The sequence below is a fragment of the Lysinibacillus sp. FSL M8-0355 genome (assembly GCF_038008985.1).
Taxonomy (GTDB): domain Bacteria; phylum Bacillota; class Bacilli; order Bacillales_A; family Planococcaceae; genus Lysinibacillus; species Lysinibacillus fusiformis_D.
Genome location: NZ_JBBPAI010000001.1, coordinates 4,667,413 through 4,686,169, shown reverse-complemented (window position 1 = coordinate 4,686,169; position 18,757 = coordinate 4,667,413). Strand labels below are relative to the sequence as shown.

Sequence of the window (18,757 nt, the reverse complement as noted above, 5' to 3'; positions counted from 1 at the left end):
GAGGTGCATGAGCGTGGTTGAACGTGTACTAGCTACAGAAGAAGCGCTGGCACTAATCAATCTATTAAAAGATAAACATGGACCTGTGATGTTTCATCAGTCCGGCGGATGCTGTGATGGCTCCTCGCCAATGTGCTATCCAGAAGGTGATTTGCTATTAGGAGATCAGGATGTGTGCCTTGGAGAGATTGGTGGTGCGCCTTTCTACATGCACAAAAATCAATATGATTACTGGAAGCATACACAAATCATATTGGATGTTGTTGCGGGCAGAGGAGGCATGTTCTCATTAGAGGGCGTAGAGGGAAAACGTTTCCTAACAAGGTCAAGAGCCTTCACATCTGAGGAGTTACGAGAACTAGGGTTAATTTAAATGAAGGATAGTACAGCGGCAGAAAAATTTGCCGCTGTTTTTTATATTAATTTTTGTGGAATAGAGTATGTAAAGCGATATTAGTTGATGAATTTCTTAAAAATAGGAATAAATTTAATCGATCCTTTAAGGTGACGGTAAATAATAGTTTTCTTGTGGTTTTTGCTATCATCCTCAAGACCTCCTTTTATAGTTGTTAATATTTCCTATTAAATCAGATAAATGAAGTAACATACATTAAATTAAGTTTACTTTTTATGTTAATTGTTACAAAGAGGATTGAATCTTTCGCACAGATTGTCACGTAAAATGGGTAAAGGAGTGTGCTAAATATGGATTACGCGCTGATTGAAAATGAACTTACAAATACAGTTGAGGATGTATCAAAGGCTGCTGGTTGGACAGTCGATCGTAAAATTGTTTTAGCGATTGCTAGTAAATTTGTAGCGTCAGGAAAAACTTTTGATGCAATAAGATATAAAAATGTTCTGCAAGAGATGAAGAAGCAATCCTCGTGGATGTCCCCTTTACGAACAACAGTTGGGTATAGTATTGCCGCCAATTTATTGGAGCAAGAAGATACTGAAAAGGCAGTCGAGAATTTACTTACAAACGTGAGTATCTTGAAGGAAGCCAAATTTAGAAGCGGCAATTTCAGCTATATCGGAGCACAGTTTTTGACTGAGGATGAACAAAATAAAAAAGCACATGCACAGGCAGCTAGAACTTTATTCGATGCTATTCGTAAACATCATCCATTTTTAACATCTTATGAGGACATTCCTTATGCAGTGTTATTGAGTAGTCCATCTGATGATGTTGAGCTACGGGCGGAAACAATGAATCAATATTATAAAGAATTACGAACATATAATTTTAATGCTGGTAATGAACTACAGTGGCTATCACAGGTATTAACATTTTTATCCCCACAATTTGATGTTAATCTAGCACCAAATGTTGTGGCACTCCGTGATACACTCAAAAAGCAAAATGTAAAGGTCAAGGCTATGCATTATCCTTTACTCGGCTTTTTAGCCATACTAAGTCTTACTAAAGCACAGCTTCAAGATATTATTGATTTATATCAAGAATTAAAGGACTTGAAATTATTAAAATGGCACCGTGAATTTGTTCTCTTTATGGCTGTACAAATCGCTATTTATGATATGGCGAAGGTGCAAAATTCTTTGTCCATGACCATTATGTCTTCCATTGAATTATTAATCCAAGCACAGCAAGCAGCGATGATAGCTGCGGTTAGTGCAGCTGCTATTGCATCAAGTTCAAGTTCTTCATGATAGAATAAAGGAGAACTTGATTATTTGGAGGTGCATTTGAAGGATGAAGGAAACAAAACTATGGATGAATGGTCAGTGGCAAGATGCTAAGGAAAGCTATGAGCTAACATCTCCGTATAGTGGTGAGGTTATTGCTCAGGTAGCAAAAGCATCGATACAAGATGTAGAGAGAGCTATCGAAGGTGCACAGCAGGCATTCCAATCGTTTAAAAAGACTACAGCCTACGAACGTGCCGAAATATTATATAAAGTTGTTGAGATTATGCGACAACGTAAAGAAGAATTTGCTGAAATTTTAGCATTAGAGGCAGGGAAGCCTATAGTAGCAGGATTAGCCGAAATTGACCGTACAATCGCAACCTATCAATTTGCGGCAGAGGGAGCTAAACAGTCTAAGGGTGAGACTGTTCCGATGGATGCAGCACCTGGAGCTGGAGATCGTATAGGCTGGACAAAACGAGAACCATTAGGTGTAATCTCAGCCATTACGCCGTTTAATTTTCCATTCAATTTAGTGGCACATAAATTAGGCCCAGCATTTGCAGTAGGTAATACGGTTGTATTAAAGCCAGCAACACAAACGCCGTTAAGTGCTATTGTGATGGCTGAAATTTTTCGTGAAGCAGGATTACCTGATGGCGCGTTGCAGATCGTAACAGGAAGTGGTGGCGAGCTTAGTGATACACTTGTTACGCATCCATACGTCAAAAAAGTAACCTTTACAGGCAGTAGTAAAGTTGGTTTGAGCATTAAAGAAAAGGTCGGTTTGCGTAAAATAACGTTAGAACTAGGTTCTAATGCAGCCGTAATTGTCGAACCATCGACGCCAATTCATAAAATTGTTAGTCGTTGCGTAAGCGGTGCTTTCAACTTTGCTGGACAAGTATGTATTTCGTTACAACGTATTTATGTGCATTCGTCCATCATTGATGAATTTACTGAAGCATTCGTTGAAGAAACGAAAAAACTTATAGTAGGAGACCCGTTAGATACAAAGACAGATGTCAGTGCCATGATTAATTCAAATGAGGTAGAACGTATCCGAGCGTGGGTTGAGGAAGCGCAAGAACAAGGGGCAGTTATTGCAACAGGTGGCGAATTTACAGAACGTACTCTAACACCAACAGTTATGACGAATGTAACAGCTGACATGAAAATTGTCTGTCAGGAAACATTCGCACCAATCGTCTCAATTGTTTCATATGAAACATTAGACGACGCGATTCGACTTGTGAACGAGTCGGACCTTGGTCTAAATGCGGGTATTTACACGAATATATTGTCAGATGCCTTATATGCAGCAGACGAATTACAGGCTGGTGCTGTCATTATTAATGATATTCCGACATTCAGGGTAGATAACATGCCATATGGTGGTGTGAAGATGAGTGGTTATGGACGAGAAGGAATTAAGTGGGCCATTGAGGAAATGAGCGATATGAAATTTATTTCGATGAAAAAATCATTCTAAATTTGCATCAGCTCTTCTTCTGCGATACGATGACGAAAGAACATTACATGAAGGGAAGTTGCAAGTATTATGCCAAACAACGCTGTACCAATGAGCCAATCACGTACGGTTCAATCGCGTCTCGTATTACCCCCAGACACAAATAATCACAATTCTATTTTCGGTGGAAGAGTGTTAGCTTATATTGATGAAATCGCTGCTATTACAGCAATGAAACATGCGAAGGGACTCGTAGTTACAGCATCTATTGATTCGGTTGATTTTTTATCGGCTGCACATGTAGGGGATATTCTTGAAATCGAGAGTATTGTTTCGTCTACAGGACGTTCTTCTATGGAAGTTTACGTTCGTGTTGTTTCTCGTAATATTGAGACTGGCGAGGAAAAATTAACGACAGAATCCTTTGTTACGATGGTTGCAGTAAATGAGGAAGGGAAACCAGTACCAGTTCCTGCGATTTATCCTGAAACAGATGAAGAAAAACGTTTGTTTGAAACAGGGCCAGCAAGACGAGAGCACCGTAAGCAAAAACGTGCATTACCACATTAAGGAGAAAGGGAAATTCGCTTTTAAAAGTGAATTTCCCTTTCATTTTACATATTTAGTTCATTAACTACATTAATAAGAGAGTCAGAAGAAGAAGAAACGAGCGTAGCTCCCTGTGATAATTCAGTAATTAGATTAGAGATGGCTGAAATATCTCTTGATGTGTTGACATATTGCTGTTGAATGCCAGAAACAGCATCGGCAATATCATTAAATGACTTGGATAAATTCTCTTGTGTATTGACACTGTGCTGAATTTTTTGATCCACATTAAGAACGGAATTGGCCATCGTTGTAATATTGCTTTCTGTTTCTTTAATGAGGTGTGAAACATTTTGTACGGCATTTTTTGTTTCCTCAGCAAGCTTGCGTACTTCCTCAGCCACCACCGCGAAACCTTTCCCATGTTCTCCAGCTCGAGCAGCCTCGATGGAAGCATTTAAGGCTAATAAATTGGTTTGATCAGCAATACCTGTAACAAGTCCAACAATCTCAGAAATTTTCTGAGAAGAGGTACGTAGCTGATTCATCGTTACCTCCAGACTGTTGACACTTTGTAAAATGACTTGGATTAAATCATTTTGTTCTTTAAGCTGCAGTTGACCACGTCTTGATTTTTCTTGGGTATCTGCTACGAAGCTTAATCCTTGCTTTGTCGCCACAGCAATATCATCTGTCTGCGAGGAAATAACCAATAGTGATGCTGCTGTTTCTTCACTAATAGAGTTGAGCTCCTCTGCTGTACTCTGAATGGTTGTAACAAGAGAGTTTTTTGTTGCATCAGCCACTGAGCGAATGCGTTCTTCTTCATTTTCATAGGCCTCAATCACAAGCTGTTGCTCGAAATTAATGATTTTACAAAAAGCATTTATGGCACGAATGGCATCTTGTTTTGAGATGTCCACTTCGCTCACAAAATTTGTGAATGTAGAAGTGAGTGATTGGAATGAGGCAATATACCATTTGGATTGTAAACCAATTCGCACGTGAGTCTCGGCAATTGCCTTTCTTTCGGCAATGTAGGCATCATTTATATGACTCTCAAAAATATCACTTAAATGTTTATGTAATGTAATTTTCAAACGGTCAATATGTGATGTTCTATTAATAATATCGATTAGATCTTGGCTCAAACTAATGGCAGCATAAAATTGCTCCACCATTGCAGGGATGAGATCCTTTGCAAGCGGTTGTAGTTGTTTTATGATTGCTAAATCGTCTACTGTTAAATTTAAAAGTTGCAATTGTTTTTGAAGATTCGGGTAGTTCGATACATCTAGTCGAACATCATTCTTAAAATTTTCAGGTGTTAATGTAATTGAATAGTTAGCACTACTGTTTTTGGAAAACCAACTCATTATTATTTGCTCCATTCCTAATATCCATAATAAATTGTAAGTAAAAAAGCCTTTTGAAATTTGTTAGGTTTGTAAATTTGATAAATAATTGGTATTAAATCTATTTTACTATTATTTGCTGAATATTTGGTTAAAAATTTGGTTATTTCTTTATTTTTTTACTTTATTGTCAGTTCAATTAGTGAAGCGAAGTAAATTTGAATTTAAAATAGGAAACCTGTAAAATACGAACTGTTTAGCAAGATAGAGACTGTACGTAAAAAGGGAGTAGAGGAGGTATTATATGGAGAAAAAGCGTTTTAAATTTGTCATCCCAGTCATGGTTATTGTCGCAATTGGCTCTGTTTATATGTTACGAAACTATTATGCTGAGGTACCCTCTGTTGAGCGATTATTAATTACAATCTGTGCAACTTTGGGATCAGGCGTACTAGCATACTTTTTATTTCCGCAGCAAGGTGATAATAAAATTGATGATAGGGGACCCTATTAACTTCTTGAAAAAGGAGACTGCTCGTTTCATGACAAAACGAGCAGCTTTTTTTTATGGTTTAAATAATTTAAACCAGCCTTTATGTTTAAAGATAGCTAGCATAAAGATCGCAATAATAATCATGGAGCCTAGTACAATAAAATAGCTGTAATGGCCATGAAGCTCAGGCATGTTATCAAAGTTCATACCATATACACCAGCAATAAAAGTAAGCGGGATAAAGATAGTTGATACAATGGTTAAAGTCATCATAATACCGTTCATGCGACTTGAGCTCATAGCCATATAGCTATCACGCATATCCGCTGTCAGTTCTCGATTGGATTCAACCATTTCAGTTAGTTTAATGAGATGGTCGTATATATCCCCGAAATAAGCTCTTTCTGATTTGTTTAAAGAAAAACGGTAAGAATTAAGAATTCGATATAAAAGATCTCGCATCGGTAAAATAGTGCGTCTAAGGTCAAGCAAATCGCTACGGAATTCGAAGACAATCTTCATGGCATTTACGTTGCTTTGGTATGTAAGTTCGCCTTCAAGTGCATTAAGATGATCTTCAATTTTATAAACAAGAGGGAAATAGCTATCCACGATTTTATCAATTGTTTGATATGTTAAATAAACCGTCCCCCGTTCCCAATTCTTTGGTTGGCTTGCTAGTATCTTTTGTACCTTATCTATTTCAGGAACAGGGTTTTTATGGAACGTCACAATAAATTTATTGGAGGCAAAAATATTAACCTCTTCTGCAGCAAGGTTCTCTTCATTTACTCGATGAATAACAAAGAAATGAAAATCATCATAGAAATCGAGCTTTGGGCGCTGTAATCGCATTAAGCAATCTTCAATAGCAAGCGGATGGAAATGGAAAAATGTATCTAATAATGATTCTTCTTCGGCTGTAGGGCAATTAAAATCAACCCAATACCATTCAAATTCTTGCTGATGTATAACTTCCAATGGAAAATCTTTTAGTAATTGTTGTTGTTTTGTAATACCAATGGTGCTTATCACGGTTTTCACCTCAAATTATTTACTACAAAATATTTATTTAGTGCCCCTCTTTAAAGCATACCCAACCAGCAAATAAAGTAGTGGCAAAAAATCTAGAAGGTTTTGTAAAGCCCGCCTTTTGTAGCAGTGTTAAAATATCCTCTTCACACATAAACGAAAGGGAGCGAATGGATTTTTCCATCTCTGCTACATCAGATGCAGAAAGCTTTGTATGTTGTAGCCAATAGGAACGCCATAAATCAAATTGTAGTTCAGTTTCTAAAGAGCCGGGCTGACCATATTTTGAGACAAGGACAAACGGTGCTCCAGGCTTTAAATGTCTTGCGATTTCTTCTAATGTAGATAGCTTTTCTTCATAACCCAGAATAAAATGCAGAACGAGAACACAACTTGCTGCATCGTATTTTATGGAGGGTAATTGAGTATCTAGTATTGTCCCTTGGTGGAAAGACAGCGTATTGGGTAGAGTGTGTAGACGTTCCTTTGCTATGCTGAGCATGGACTCTGATGGATCAATACCTGTGAATGACCAGTCGGGCCTTCCATCTGCAAGCTGTAAAATTTCATTGCCGCTTCCTGCACCCACAATTAACATATCAGCTTTATCTGGCAGTGTGGAATGATAAAAGGTTTGTATTAAACGTAGCATGGCATCATAGCTTGGCAATGTACGACGAATACCCTTTTCATATTCGTTTGCTAATGTGTTGTTAAATTCCATCTCTCATCACAGCCTTCCAAAAAAATTTTAATAAATCTTATTTAATGTGAAACTATTACGGGTATAGTTCCGTAAATAGTAGTACATAAAACATAGACAAAGTACAAAGAAAGGGTTGATATATATGGAGACTAAATGGTCTAAAGTAATCATACACGCAAGTGCATTTTTTGCGCCATGGTTAGTACCTATTATTTTCTTCTTAATTAGTTCGGATGAGGAAGTGAAGGCGATTTCTATTCAAGCATTGCTCTTCCAAATTGTTATGGGTATTTTAATCGCTATCTCAGTTGTTTTAAGTTTTGTTCTTATTGGGTTACCGTTTTTAATCATTTTCGGCATCATGTTATTTGTTGTACCAATTATCGGTATCGTAAAAGCATTGTCTGATGAGCCTTGGCGTTATCCAATTGTTGGTCGTTGGGTATAATTTTCATAGACGCAAGTATATGCTAGTTGCATATGCTTGCGTTTTTTCTATGACTAATAAGGGTACATTAGGTATATGAGCAAATTATAACCCGCGCAGTTTTAACTGAAAAAGTGCTGTTTTTCGTACTAAAATAGGCATTTTAAGACTTTTCACTTTTCTATGGGCGAAATCATTGCAATTTTTTTGAAGCGTTTTGTATAATATACTAAAAGAAAGTCAAAGATAGTCAAAGTCAGTGAAGCAAGCGAGGTGTATTCCTAAAATGCGTAATATATCAGACATCATAGAAGGTTACTTAAAGCAAGTACTTGAATTAGGTGGAGAAGGGCATATTGAAATTAAACGGAGTGAGATTGCTGATAAATTTCAATGTGTGCCATCACAAATAAATTATGTAATTAATACAAGATTTACTGCCGAGCGAGGTTACCTTGTTGAGAGCAAACGTGGTGGTGGTGGGTACATACGAATTTTACGTGTCCGCGCGCATTCACAGATTGATTTAATCGACGATGTTCTCAGACAAATAGAAGGTGGAGCATCTCAAACGATGGCAGAAGATTTAGTATATCGGCTCATCGATGAGCAGGTAATTTCAAAACGAGAAGCGAAATTAATGTTAGCAGCAATTGATCGCTCCACAATCGATTTACATCTCCCTTTAAGAGATACTATTCGAGCAAAGATCTTGCGAGCAATGCTGACAACAATCAAATATGAACAGCAAAAAGAGTGAGGTGATGGAAATGATATGCGAACATTGTAAACAACGTAATGCGACAGTTACAGTAACACAAGTTCAAAATGGGCAAAAGGTGGAGCACCATTATTGTGACGTCTGCGCCTCACAGTTCCATCCATTTCATGCAGAGTTTAAACAAGAGCCTGTGTCTATTCAACAACTATTGTCAAACTGGTTCGGCTCGCCTACATGGCAAAAGGTGGGGGAAAAACAACAAGTTCAACCACAACAGCAAACATGCCCACAATGTGGATTTTCGTATAAACAATTTTTAAAAGAAGGTAAATTTGGATGCCCGAGCTGTTATGACACCTTTAGTGAGCATTTGCCTAAGCTCTTTAATCGCATACAGGCAGGCCCTCAACACATTGGTAAAATGCCTGGTGCTCGCAGTAATGTGTATGTCATTAAAAAGCAAATAGAGGATATCCGCAAGCGTATGAAGGCCGCTGTAGCAGAAGAACAATTTGAGGAGGCGGCGAAGCTCCGTGATGAAGTTAAAGAGCTAGAGAAGCATCTACAATTTGAAGGTGGTGATGTGTCATGATGATTGATTCATTTTTAGAGCGTGCGACCCCAACGTGGATGCATATCAAGGATGATTATTCAGATATTGTCATTAGTACACGTATTCGCCTTGCTCGAAATTTAGATGGCTATCGATTTCCATTAGCTTTCTCAGAGAATGAGGCACTGCAGGTGGAACAGGCAGTTACACATGCACTAAGTGATAGCCCAACGCTTCAAAATGATTATGCTTATTTTGCTATTAAGGATTTAACGCCTCTACAGCGTCAAATTCTTGTAGAAAAGCATTTGATTAGTCCACAGCTGGCTAAAAAAGAGCAAGTAGGTTCTATACTTCTTTCTGAAGATGAATCCGTTAGCATTATGGTGAATGAAGAGGATCATTTACGCATTCAATGTATGACAGCAAGCTTTCAACTTCAAAGTGCCTATGAACAAGCAAATAAAATTGATCGTATCCTAGAGAAAGTATTACCGTATGCCTTTCGAGATACTTTTGGCTATTTAACAAGTTGTCCGACGAATATTGGCACGGGTCTTCGCGCATCGGTCATGATGCATCTACCCGCACTGACATTAACCGGGCAAATGAATCAAATTATTAATGCCATGACTCGCTTAGGAATGACTGTAAGAGGTATATATGGAGAAGGCAGCGAAAATTTAGGAAATGTTTATCAAGTGTCGAATCAAATTACACTTGGGAAGACAGAAGAAGACATTTTAGCAGACATACAAAGTGTCGCTGAAAAGATTATCCAAAAAGAGCGACACGCAAGAGGGAAGTTGATGGAAAAGGCAGAGCTTGCTCTAGAAGATAGAGTATATCGGGCTTTAGGTACCCTTACACATGCGAGAATTCTAACAAGTGAGGAAGCCGCTACCTGTCTATCTAATGTTCGTTTAGGAGTAGATCTACAGTTAATTGATGGGATTCAAGCAACAACCTTAAATGAATGTGTTGTTAGTATGCAACCAGGTTTTTTACAGCACTATGCAGGTGAGGCACTGCCCCCTGCTGAACGGGATCGTGTCCGAGCGGAAATGCTCCGTGAGGCATTATCTCAAGAATATGCGAATAAGCCTATAAATGGGGAAAAAGGAGAGGATTTATATGATGTTTAATCGTTTTACACAACGCGCGCAAAAAGTATTACAGCTTGCTCAGGAAGAGGCTATTCGTTGGAAGCACGAATCTATTGGAACAGAGCACATTCTATTAGGGCTTATACGTGAAGGCGGCGGTATTGCTGCGAAAGCGTTAGAAGCCATTGATATTAGTCCTCAAATGATTGAAGCTGGTATTGAGGAATTAGTTGGTAAAGGTAAAGAAGATGTCGGCCCAATTGTTCACTATACGCCAAGAGCTAAGAAAGTAATTGAACTATCTGTGGATGAATCACGTAAACTAGGTCACTCGTATATCGGCACAGAGCACTTATTATTAGCGCTTATTCGTGAAGGTGAAGGCGTGGCAGCTCGCGTCTTAAACAATGCGGGTGTCGGCTTAAATAAAGCACGTCAGCAAGTATTATTGCTATTAGGTAACAACGATAATGCACAATCTGGGCAACAAGCAGCTCAAGCTGCCAATACCCCAACTTTAGATAGCCTAGCACGTGATTTAACACAAATTGCACGTGAAGGCACATTGGACCCTGTTATTGGTCGAAGCAAGGAAATTACACGTGTGATTGAAGTGTTATCGCGTCGTACGAAAAATAACCCTGTATTGATTGGTGAGCCAGGTGTTGGTAAAACAGCGATTGCTGAAGGGTTAGCACAGCAAATTATCCATAATGAAGTACCGGAAATTCTACGTGACAAACGTGTCATGACTTTAGATATGGGGACGGTTGTTGCAGGTACTAAATATCGTGGTGAATTTGAAGATCGTTTGAAAAAGGTGATGGATGAAATTCGCCAAGCCGGCAACATCATTTTATTCATCGATGAATTGCATACATTAATCGGTGCAGGTGGTGCAGAAGGTGCAATTGATGCCTCCAATATTTTAAAACCATCTTTAGCACGCGGTGAGCTTCAATGTATTGGTGCAACAACATTAGATGAGTACCGCAAATATATTGAAAAGGATGCAGCATTAGAGCGTCGCTTCCAACCAATCCAAGTGGATGAACCAACAGTGGAAGAAGCGATTCTAATTATTCAAGGCTTACGTGACCGTTATGAAGCGCATCACCGTGTAAAAATTACAGATGAAGCGATTGAAGCAGCGGCTAAAATGAGTGACAGATATATTTCAGACCGATTCTTACCAGATAAAGCAATTGACTTAATCGACGAGGCAGGTTCTAAAGTCCGCTTACGTTCATTTGCAGTGCCACCAAACTTAAAGGCACTTGAAGATAAACTTGAAAATGTGCGCTCTGAAAAAAATGCAGCCGTATCAGGCCAAGAATTTGAAAAGGCAGCCTCTCTAAGAGATACAGAGCAAAAGCTGAAAGATGAAATTGAAGCTACACGAAAAAATTGGAAAGAAGAGCAAGGCAAAGCGGAATCTAAAGTGACTGTGGATGATGTTGCAGCAGTTGTATCAATGTGGACAGGAATCCCAGTAGCTAAAATTGCTTCCGAGGAATCTTCAAAGTTATTACAACTTGAAGAAGAGTTACACAAACGTGTAGTAGGGCAAGGAGAAGCGGTAGAAGCGATTTCTCGTGCGATCCGTCGTGCAAGAGCAGGCTTAAAAGATCCAAAACGTCCAATCGGCTCATTCATTTTCTTAGGACCTACAGGTGTTGGTAAAACAGAGTTGGCAAGAGCACTTGCTGAAGTGATGTTTGGCGATGAAGATGCGATGATTCGTGTCGATATGTCTGAGTACATGGAGAAGCATTCGACTTCTCGTTTAGTAGGTTCACCTCCAGGCTATGTGGGCTTTGATGATGGTGGTCAATTGACTGAAAAGGTTCGCCGTAAACCATACTCGGTTGTATTATTAGATGAAATTGAAAAAGCACATCCAGATGTTTTCAATATTCTACTGCAAGTTCTTGAAGATGGCCGTTTAACAGATTCTAAGGGCCGTGTAGTAGACTTCCGTAATACAGTAGTCATTATGACTTCAAACGTTGGTGCCGATGCTTTAAAATATCAAAAGAGCCTTGGTTTCAATGTAGGTGGAGCAGAATCTAAGCATAAAGATATGAAGGGTACGATGCTAGAAGAATTGAAAAAGGCATTCCGTCCAGAGTTCTTAAACCGTATCGATGAAATGATTGTCTTCCACGCATTAGATAAAGAGCATTTAAAAGAAATCATTGCAATGATGGGCAATGCACTAACAAAACGCTTAAAAGAGCAAGATATTTCGTTGGAGCTAACTGATGCAGCACTTGAGAAAATTGCTGAGGAAGGCTATGACCCTCAATATGGTGCTCGTCCGTTACGCCGTGCATTACAAAAACAAGTAGAGGATCGATTATCAGAAGAATTACTGAAAGGTAATGTAGAGAAGGGTAATCAGGTAATCATTGATTATGTAGACGGTGAGTTTATTGTAAAGAAAAAAGAGGGAGTATCCATCTCTAAATAATTTTATGCAAAGACAGCGAGGCTTTAAGTGCCAAGCTGTCTTTTTTTCTGTACAATTAATGATAAGAACAAATATTCGAGGTGAAAGCAATTTGGCAAAGAAAAAAACAAAGTTTGTATGTTCAGGCTGTGGCTATGAAACTGCAAAATGGATGGGAAGATGTCCAGGGTGTGGAGAATGGAATAAGATGGTGGAAGAAGTTGAGATGGTCGCAAAGGGACCACGAGGAGCATTCCAGCATTCTGCTACAGTTACCCAAAAGGCTCTCCCAATTATTCAGGTCGAAGCGACTGAAGAATCCCGTGTAGCGACGGAAATGGGCGAACTGAATCGCGTATTGGGTGGTGGTATTGTACCCGGTTCGCTCGTATTAATCGGGGGAGATCCGGGGATTGGGAAATCTACACTATTACTACAAGTTTCAGCATTACTTTCGAATAAAGGGCATCGTGTGCTTTATATTTCTGGAGAGGAATCCATTCGTCAAACAAAATTACGAGCAGAGCGTCTAGGAGTGGTTTCTCAAGAGCTTTACATATATTCTGAGACGAATCTCGAATTTTTAAACCAAACCATTGATGAAGTACAACCGAAATTTGTCATTGTCGATTCCATACAAACCGTCTTTCATCCAGAAGTAACAAGTGCACCAGGTAGTGTATCGCAAGTTCGTGAATGTACGGCAGAACTGATGCGAATCGCCAAGACAAAAGGCATTGCTATTTTCTTGGTCGGGCATGTAACAAAAGAGGGGCAAATTGCCGGACCTCGTATTTTAGAGCATATGGTTGATACAGTGTTATATTTTGAAGGAGAAAGACATCATAATCATCGTATTCTACGCAGCCAAAAAAACCGCTTCGGCTCTACCAATGAAATTGCGATATTTGAAATGCTTCAAGGGGGATTAAAGGAAGTGCTGAATCCTTCTGAATTATTTTTGCAGGAGCGGTCACAAGGAGCAGCGGGCTCCACTATTGTTGCATCCATGGAGGGGACAAGACCCATCCTTGTCGAAATTCAATCTTTAGTAACACCTACAAGCTTCAATTACCCTAAACGCATGGCAACGGGTGTCGATCAAAACCGAGTGCAATTGCTAATGGCAGTGCTAGAAAAACGGATGGGTCTCATGCTACAAGCCCAGGACGCATATATTAAAGTGGCTGGTGGTGTCAAATTGGATGAGCCAGCAATTGATTTAGCGGTGTTGACAAGTATTGTCTCAAGCTTTAAAGATCAAGCTGTGCGAGCAACGGACTGCTTTATTGGTGAAGTAGGGCTGACAGGTGAGGTACGTCGAGTATCGCGGATTGAACAGCGTGTTATTGAAGCGGCAAAGCTTGGGTTTAAAAGAGCTTTCATACCTGCCTCCAATATTGGTGGTTGGGATTTTCCACAGGGAATAGAAATAGTTGGAGTAGAAACGATCAAAGATGCATTAAATGCATGCTTTAGAGAGTTGTAAAGGGAAATTGTGCATGTTGGATACCATTCTGACATGCATTTTCCGTCATTTTTAACGTTAAAATCGGAAACTCAAGTAAGGGGATAGGCGTCCTAGATAATAGCAGGATAAAGTCATGCAAGAGTGTCATCGAAAACACAGTAAGATAGAGGTTGGAAAGAATGATGTCTAAATGATTTGTCCCTGTGAATGAACATCAAAAATAATGATAATTTGATGAGCTCATGAAGGATTTTCTACAGTAAACTATGTATAATCTTAACTAACAATAGGAGGTGACAGCTTGTGAAAAAATTTGTTCAAATTGCCTTTTTACTGATTGGAGGAGCATTGGGCCTTGTTTTCTTACCGCCATTATACGAATTGCTTCATTTATCATCTAATCCTTGGCTAGATAATCCTTACGTATCAGTAGCATTAGGCGCGCTTTTACTATTTACACTGTCTTTTGCATTTTCCGATTATTTTGTGAAGCTCATTAGCTGGATGGAAGAGGTCCTGTTTAAGGTGCCTATCGGTGATTTATTTTTTGGTACGCTTGGTTTAATCATGGGACTGATTGTAGCTTATTTTTTAGGCTTCGCCATCGATAGTGTGCAATTCCCTGTAATTACAGAAGTACTCCCTATTATTCTGTCATTTGTATTAGGTTATTTAGGGTTCCGTTTAGGTTTTAGAAAAAGAGATGAATTAATACAGCTTTTTACTTTACGTAGTAATAATACCAAGAAAAAGGCTGCTGAAGGTGCTGAAATTCAAGAAATACGTGGGAGTTATAAGCTGTTAGATACGAGCGTTATTATTGATGGTCGTATTGCTGATATTTCTGGAACTGGCTTCATAGAAGGAGTCTTAGTCGTACCTCAATTTGTCCTTACAGAGCTGCAGCATATTGCCGATTCTTCCGATACGTTAAAACGTACAAGAGGACGTCGTGGATTAGATATTTTAAGAAAATTACAAGATGAACGTAAGACAAAAGTGGAAATTACGGATGAGGATTTTGAGGATGTACAAGAGGTGGATTTAAAGCTTGTACGTCTTGCAAAGAAAATGGGGAATGACACACAGATTGTCACAAATGATTTTAACTTGAATAAAGTCTGTGAGCTCCATCATGTGAAAGTATTAAATATTAATGATTTAGCGAATGCGGTGAAGCCTGTTGTAATCCCAGGTGAAGATATGCAGGTTGTGGTCATTAAGGATGGTAAAGAGCATAATCAAGGGGTTGCCTATTTAGATGATGGGACAATGATTGTTGTTGAAGGTGGCCGTAGCTATATCGGACAGGCCATTACTGTGACAGTAACGAGTGTGCTACAAACATCAGCGGGTCGAATGATATTTGCCAAACCGAAGGACGATTAGGATGTGGAAAAATGCAATATGAAGTAGTACTACCTGCGGCAGGAAGCGGAAAACGCATGGGTGCGGGACAAAATAAATTGTTTTTAAAACTTTTGGAGAAACCTATTCTGATCCACACGCTAGAAGTGTTTCAACAAGATCCTTTTTGCACTGGTATTTGGCTGGCTGTAAAACCAGAAGAACGTACTTATATTCGAGAATTGCTAGAGCAATTTGAAATTACAAAAGTGAAGGGCTTACCTGATGGCGGTGCTGAGCGACAGCATTCAGTCCATTCATGTATGAAAGAGATGCAGCAGGTAGACATTGTGCTTGTTCACGATGCAGCGCGACCTTTTATTACACATGATATTATCGCTAGCCTTGTACAAAGTGCTCATGAGTCAGGTGCAGCTATTGCAGGGGTTCGAGCGAAGGATACAATGAAAAGGGTTCGCAATGGTATTATCGAAGAAACAGTCGATCGTGATAGCTTATGGATGATTCAAACGCCACAAGCCTTCCAATTTGATTTAATTGTGGAGGCAGAGGATATTGCTGAGAAGGTAGGCTTTCTTGGTACAGATGAAGCTATGCTAGTTGAACGCTTAGGTCATGCAGTGCATATTGTAGAAAGTAGCTATGAAAATGTCAAAATGACGACACAGGAAGATTTAATATTTGGTGAAGCTATTTTACGTAAACGAGCATTGCAAATAAACGAATAGTAATCTAAAAATCTCATTGGCGATTGTTGCTAATGGGATTTTATCTTGATTTAACCATTGTTTATAGAGCAAGACGCAAACTTATGCTGAGATGTAAGTGAGGGGAAAGGCTCACTATTTGCTATCAGCTCAATTTCCTAGGAAATATGTTAAAATGTGAGGGTATAATAGTGAGTAAATATAAAAGTGAAAGAAGGTGAATGAGACTGCGCTTACAGCAGGCAAAGAGCTGGTTTGATCCACATGTTTTGCTAAAGTAGTCTCTCTATCATATGTTTCGAATTGGACAAGGTTTTGATGTACATGCATTTGAAGAAGGTCGTCCATTAATTATTGGTGGTATTACGATTCCACATGAAAAAGGGCTAGTAGGGCATTCTGATGCAGATGTTCTTTTACACACGGTTACGGATGCAGCTCTAGGGGCAATTGGAGAAGGAGATATCGGCCGCCATTTTCCAGATACGGACCCAGCCTTTAAAGACGCTGATTCAGCAAAACTATTAGCGTATATTTGGAAAATTGTTGAGGACAAAGGCTATGTGCTAGGGAATGTAGATTGTACAATTATGGCACAGCGTCCCAAAATGGCGCCTTATATTGAACAGATGCAAAATCGCATCGCTGAATTGCTTCATGCAGAGCCGTCTCAAGTCAATGTAAAGGCAACGACAACTGAACGTTTAGGTTTTACAGGTCGTGAGGAAGGTATAGCGGCTATGGCCACAATTCTATTGATGAAGAAATAAATGCGGATGAACTCCGCTTTTATTTCCTGTAACAGAGTGGTAAAATGAACAAAGTCAATTTTTTGATCGAAAATTTAGGAGGCTTTTAATATGACGAAAGAAGTTCGCGTTCGATACGCGCCATCTCCAACAGGTTTTTTACATATCGGTGGAGCGCGTACAGCATTATTCAATTATTTATATGCAAAACATCATAACGGTAAATTCATTGTACGTATTGAAGATACGGATATTGAACGTAATGTAGAGGGCGGAGAAGCATCTCAGCTAGATAACCTAAAATGGTTAGGTATTGAATATGATGAGTCCATTGATATTGGTGGACCTTATGCGCCTTATCGTCAAATGGAACGTCTTGATATTTATAAAGAGCACGCTGAGAAATTATTAGAACAAGGTGTCGCTTACAAATGTTTCTGCTCATCAGAAAAGCTTGAAGCATCACGTGAAGAACAAAAAGCAAGGGGTGTAGCGGCCCCTACTTATGATGGGATATGTCGTCACTTATCAGCAGAGGAAGTTGCAGCTAAAGAAGCAGCGGGCGAGCCATATACAATCCGTATGCGTGTTCCTGAAAATGTAACTTATGAGTTTGAAGATTTAGTTCGTGGACCAGTTACATTTGAATCTAAAGACATTGGTGATTGGGTACTTGTAAAAGCAAATGGTATTCCAACATATAACTATGCGGTTGTGCTAGACGATCACTTTATGGAAATCTCGCATGTTTTCCGTGGAGAAGAGCATTTATCGAATACGCCAAAGCAAATGATGATTTTTGATGCATTTGGCTGGGAATATCCACGCTTCGGTCATATGACATTAATTATTAATGAAAATCGTAAAAAGCTATCTAAACGTGATGAATCAATTATTCAATTTGTCACGCAATATAAAGATTTAGGATATCTTCCTGAAGCAATGTTCAACTTCTTTGCGCTACTTGGATGGTCTCCAGAAGGGGAAGAAGAGATTTTCTCGAAAGAAGAGTTTATTAAAATCTTTGATGAAAAACGTCTTTCTAAATCACCATCTATGTTCGATAAGCAAAAGCTGACATGGATGAATAATCAATATATTAAAAAACTATCTTTAGAAGAAGTCGTAGCATTGTCTTTACCACACTTGCAAAAAGCAGAGCTATTACCTGAAGAACTTACGACAGAGCAACATGCATGGGCGACGGATTTAATCGCACTTTATCACGATCAAATGAGCTTTGGGGCAGAGATTGTGGAGTTATCTAGCCTATTCTTTAACGACCATATTGAATATGATGAAGAAGCAAAAGAGGTTTTAGCGGGAGAGCAAGTGCCTGAAGTAATGGCAGCATTTAAAGCAGAGCTTGAGCAATTAGAAGAATTTACACCAGATGCAGTAAAAGCTGCTATTAAGGCTGTGCAAAAAGCAACAGGTCATAAAGGTAAAAATCTATTTATGCCAATTCGTGTTGTAACAACAGGTGAAACGCATGGACCAGAGTTACCAAATGCGATTTGTTTAATTGGTAAAGAGAAAACAATTGACCGCGTAGAAAAATTTGCCCAATAAAGAGAAATTTATTGACAATCCATTCTTTCGTTGTAAAATGTATTTACATTGAAAAAGCGTTGATAAGGAGAAGTAAGTGGCGCATGCTCTTAAGAGAGGACCATCACCGGCTGAAAGTGGTCTGAGCCCAGGCAAAACTGAAATGCACCTTTGAGCATAGAGCTGAACTATAGTAGGCTTTATCGAGTCGTTCCCGTTAAAGAACGTCCAGAGTGGAAGGCATCTTTGCCTTCAAACAGAGTGGAACCACGCATTTTAAGCGTCTCTGTCATTCCCTTTTGGGGATGATAGGGGCGCTTTTTATTTTTTAGAAAAAGGCAATGATGCAGGCTTCATTAATTTACAAGGAGGCGTCAATACCACATCATCTAC

General features: G+C 39.1%; 18 protein-coding genes and 1 other annotated feature. Of the genes, 15 read left to right on the top strand and 3 right to left on the bottom strand.

Annotation, left to right across the window (positions count from 1 at the left end; all coding sequences use genetic code 11):
- The first annotated feature begins 13 nt into the window (after positions 1-13).
- The 4 genes from MKY46_RS23000 to MKY46_RS22985 all read left to right on the top strand — a co-directional run bounded on the left by MKY46_RS23000 (position 14) and on the right by MKY46_RS22985 (position 3,694).
- Positions 14-373, top strand: a complete 360-nt coding sequence (locus tag MKY46_RS23000) for a DUF779 domain-containing protein (RefSeq protein WP_036123819.1) — start codon at positions 14-16, stop codon at positions 371-373.
- A 332-nt stretch (positions 374-705) separates the two neighbouring features.
- Positions 706-1,674: a DUF4003 family protein gene (locus tag MKY46_RS22995; RefSeq protein ID WP_340809611.1), complete on the top strand. Its 969-nt coding sequence runs from the start codon at positions 706-708 to the stop codon at positions 1,672-1,674.
- Between the two features lie 43 nt (positions 1,675-1,717).
- Positions 1,718-3,145 (top strand): aldehyde dehydrogenase family protein, encoded by a 1,428-nt coding sequence (locus MKY46_RS22990; RefSeq protein ID WP_036123816.1) that lies wholly within the window; start codon positions 1,718-1,720, stop codon positions 3,143-3,145.
- A 69-nt stretch (positions 3,146-3,214) separates the two neighbouring features.
- Complete coding sequence (locus MKY46_RS22985; RefSeq protein ID WP_016992152.1) at positions 3,215-3,694, top strand: acyl-CoA thioesterase; 480 nt, start codon at positions 3,215-3,217, stop codon at positions 3,692-3,694.
- Positions 3,695-3,738: 44 nt separating this feature from the next.
- On the opposite strand, the gene MKY46_RS22980 is transcribed toward MKY46_RS22985, so the two are convergent.
- Positions 3,739-5,049 carry a globin-coupled sensor protein gene (locus tag MKY46_RS22980; protein ID WP_036123811.1) on the bottom strand — a complete coding sequence of 437 codons (1,311 nt, stop codon included), beginning with the start codon at positions 5,047-5,049 and terminating at the stop codon, positions 3,739-3,741.
- Positions 5,050-5,332: 283 nt separating this feature from the next.
- Here MKY46_RS22980 and MKY46_RS22975 point away from each other — a divergent pair, with 283 nt between their 5' ends.
- A complete protein-coding gene (locus tag MKY46_RS22975; RefSeq protein WP_036123806.1) occupies positions 5,333-5,542 on the top strand; it encodes a hypothetical protein in 210 nt (69 codons plus the stop codon).
- A gap of 51 nt (positions 5,543-5,593) precedes the next feature.
- Here MKY46_RS22975 and corA read toward each other — a convergent pair whose 3' ends face one another.
- Positions 5,594-6,556: a magnesium/cobalt transporter CorA gene (gene corA, locus MKY46_RS22970; RefSeq protein WP_036123803.1), complete on the bottom strand. Its 963-nt coding sequence runs from the start codon at positions 6,554-6,556 to the stop codon at positions 5,594-5,596.
- Positions 6,557-6,593: 37 nt separating this feature from the next.
- On the bottom strand, positions 6,594-7,277 hold the full coding sequence (locus tag MKY46_RS22965; RefSeq protein WP_036123799.1) for a class I SAM-dependent methyltransferase: 684 nt from the start codon (positions 7,275-7,277) through the stop codon (positions 6,594-6,596).
- A 124-nt stretch (positions 7,278-7,401) separates the two neighbouring features.
- Between MKY46_RS22965 and MKY46_RS22960 the strand changes: the two genes are divergently transcribed.
- The 10 genes from MKY46_RS22960 (at position 7,402) to gltX (ending at position 18,385) form a co-directional block, all read left to right on the top strand.
- Positions 7,402-7,707: a DUF4870 domain-containing protein gene (locus tag MKY46_RS22960; RefSeq protein WP_036123796.1), complete on the top strand. Its 306-nt coding sequence runs from the start codon at positions 7,402-7,404 to the stop codon at positions 7,705-7,707.
- A gap of 265 nt (positions 7,708-7,972) precedes the next feature.
- A complete protein-coding gene (locus tag MKY46_RS22955) occupies positions 7,973-8,446 on the top strand; it encodes a CtsR family transcriptional regulator (RefSeq protein WP_036123793.1) in 474 nt (157 codons plus the stop codon).
- Between the two features lie 10 nt (positions 8,447-8,456).
- Positions 8,457-8,999 (top strand): UvrB/UvrC motif-containing protein, encoded by a 543-nt coding sequence (locus MKY46_RS22950; RefSeq protein ID WP_036123855.1) that lies wholly within the window; start codon positions 8,457-8,459, stop codon positions 8,997-8,999.
- Positions 8,996-10,105, top strand: coding sequence for a protein arginine kinase (locus MKY46_RS22945; protein ID WP_036123789.1), 1,110 nt, complete (start codon positions 8,996-8,998; stop codon positions 10,103-10,105). Before MKY46_RS22950 ends, MKY46_RS22945 begins: the two co-directional genes overlap by 4 nt.
- Positions 10,095-12,539 (top strand): ATP-dependent Clp protease ATP-binding subunit, encoded by a 2,445-nt coding sequence (locus MKY46_RS22940; protein WP_036123786.1) that lies wholly within the window; start codon positions 10,095-10,097, stop codon positions 12,537-12,539. The genes MKY46_RS22945 and MKY46_RS22940 overlap by 11 nt, the downstream gene beginning before the upstream one ends.
- 91 nt (positions 12,540-12,630) lie before the next feature.
- Entirely contained in the window at positions 12,631-14,007 is a 1,377-nt protein-coding gene (gene radA / locus MKY46_RS22935; protein ID WP_036123854.1) for a DNA repair protein RadA, read from the top strand.
- 285 nt (positions 14,008-14,292) lie between these two features.
- Positions 14,293-15,378 carry a PIN/TRAM domain-containing protein gene (locus MKY46_RS22930; RefSeq protein ID WP_036123784.1) on the top strand — a complete coding sequence of 362 codons (1,086 nt, stop codon included), beginning with the start codon at positions 14,293-14,295 and terminating at the stop codon, positions 15,376-15,378.
- Positions 15,379-15,389: 11 nt separating this feature from the next.
- Positions 15,390-16,085, top strand: coding sequence for a 2-C-methyl-D-erythritol 4-phosphate cytidylyltransferase (ispD, locus tag MKY46_RS22925; RefSeq protein WP_036123781.1), 696 nt, complete (start codon positions 15,390-15,392; stop codon positions 16,083-16,085).
- A gap of 272 nt (positions 16,086-16,357) precedes the next feature.
- Complete coding sequence (gene ispF / locus MKY46_RS22920; protein WP_036123777.1) at positions 16,358-16,834, top strand: 2-C-methyl-D-erythritol 2,4-cyclodiphosphate synthase; 477 nt, start codon at positions 16,358-16,360, stop codon at positions 16,832-16,834.
- 90 nt (positions 16,835-16,924) lie between these two features.
- On the top strand, positions 16,925-18,385 hold the full coding sequence (gene gltX, locus MKY46_RS22915) for a glutamate--tRNA ligase (RefSeq protein ID WP_340835504.1): 1,461 nt from the start codon (positions 16,925-16,927) through the stop codon (positions 18,383-18,385).
- 50 nt (positions 18,386-18,435) lie between these two features.
- Positions 18,436-18,655, top strand: a binding site (T-box leader).
- Positions 18,656-18,757 lie beyond the last annotated feature (102 nt).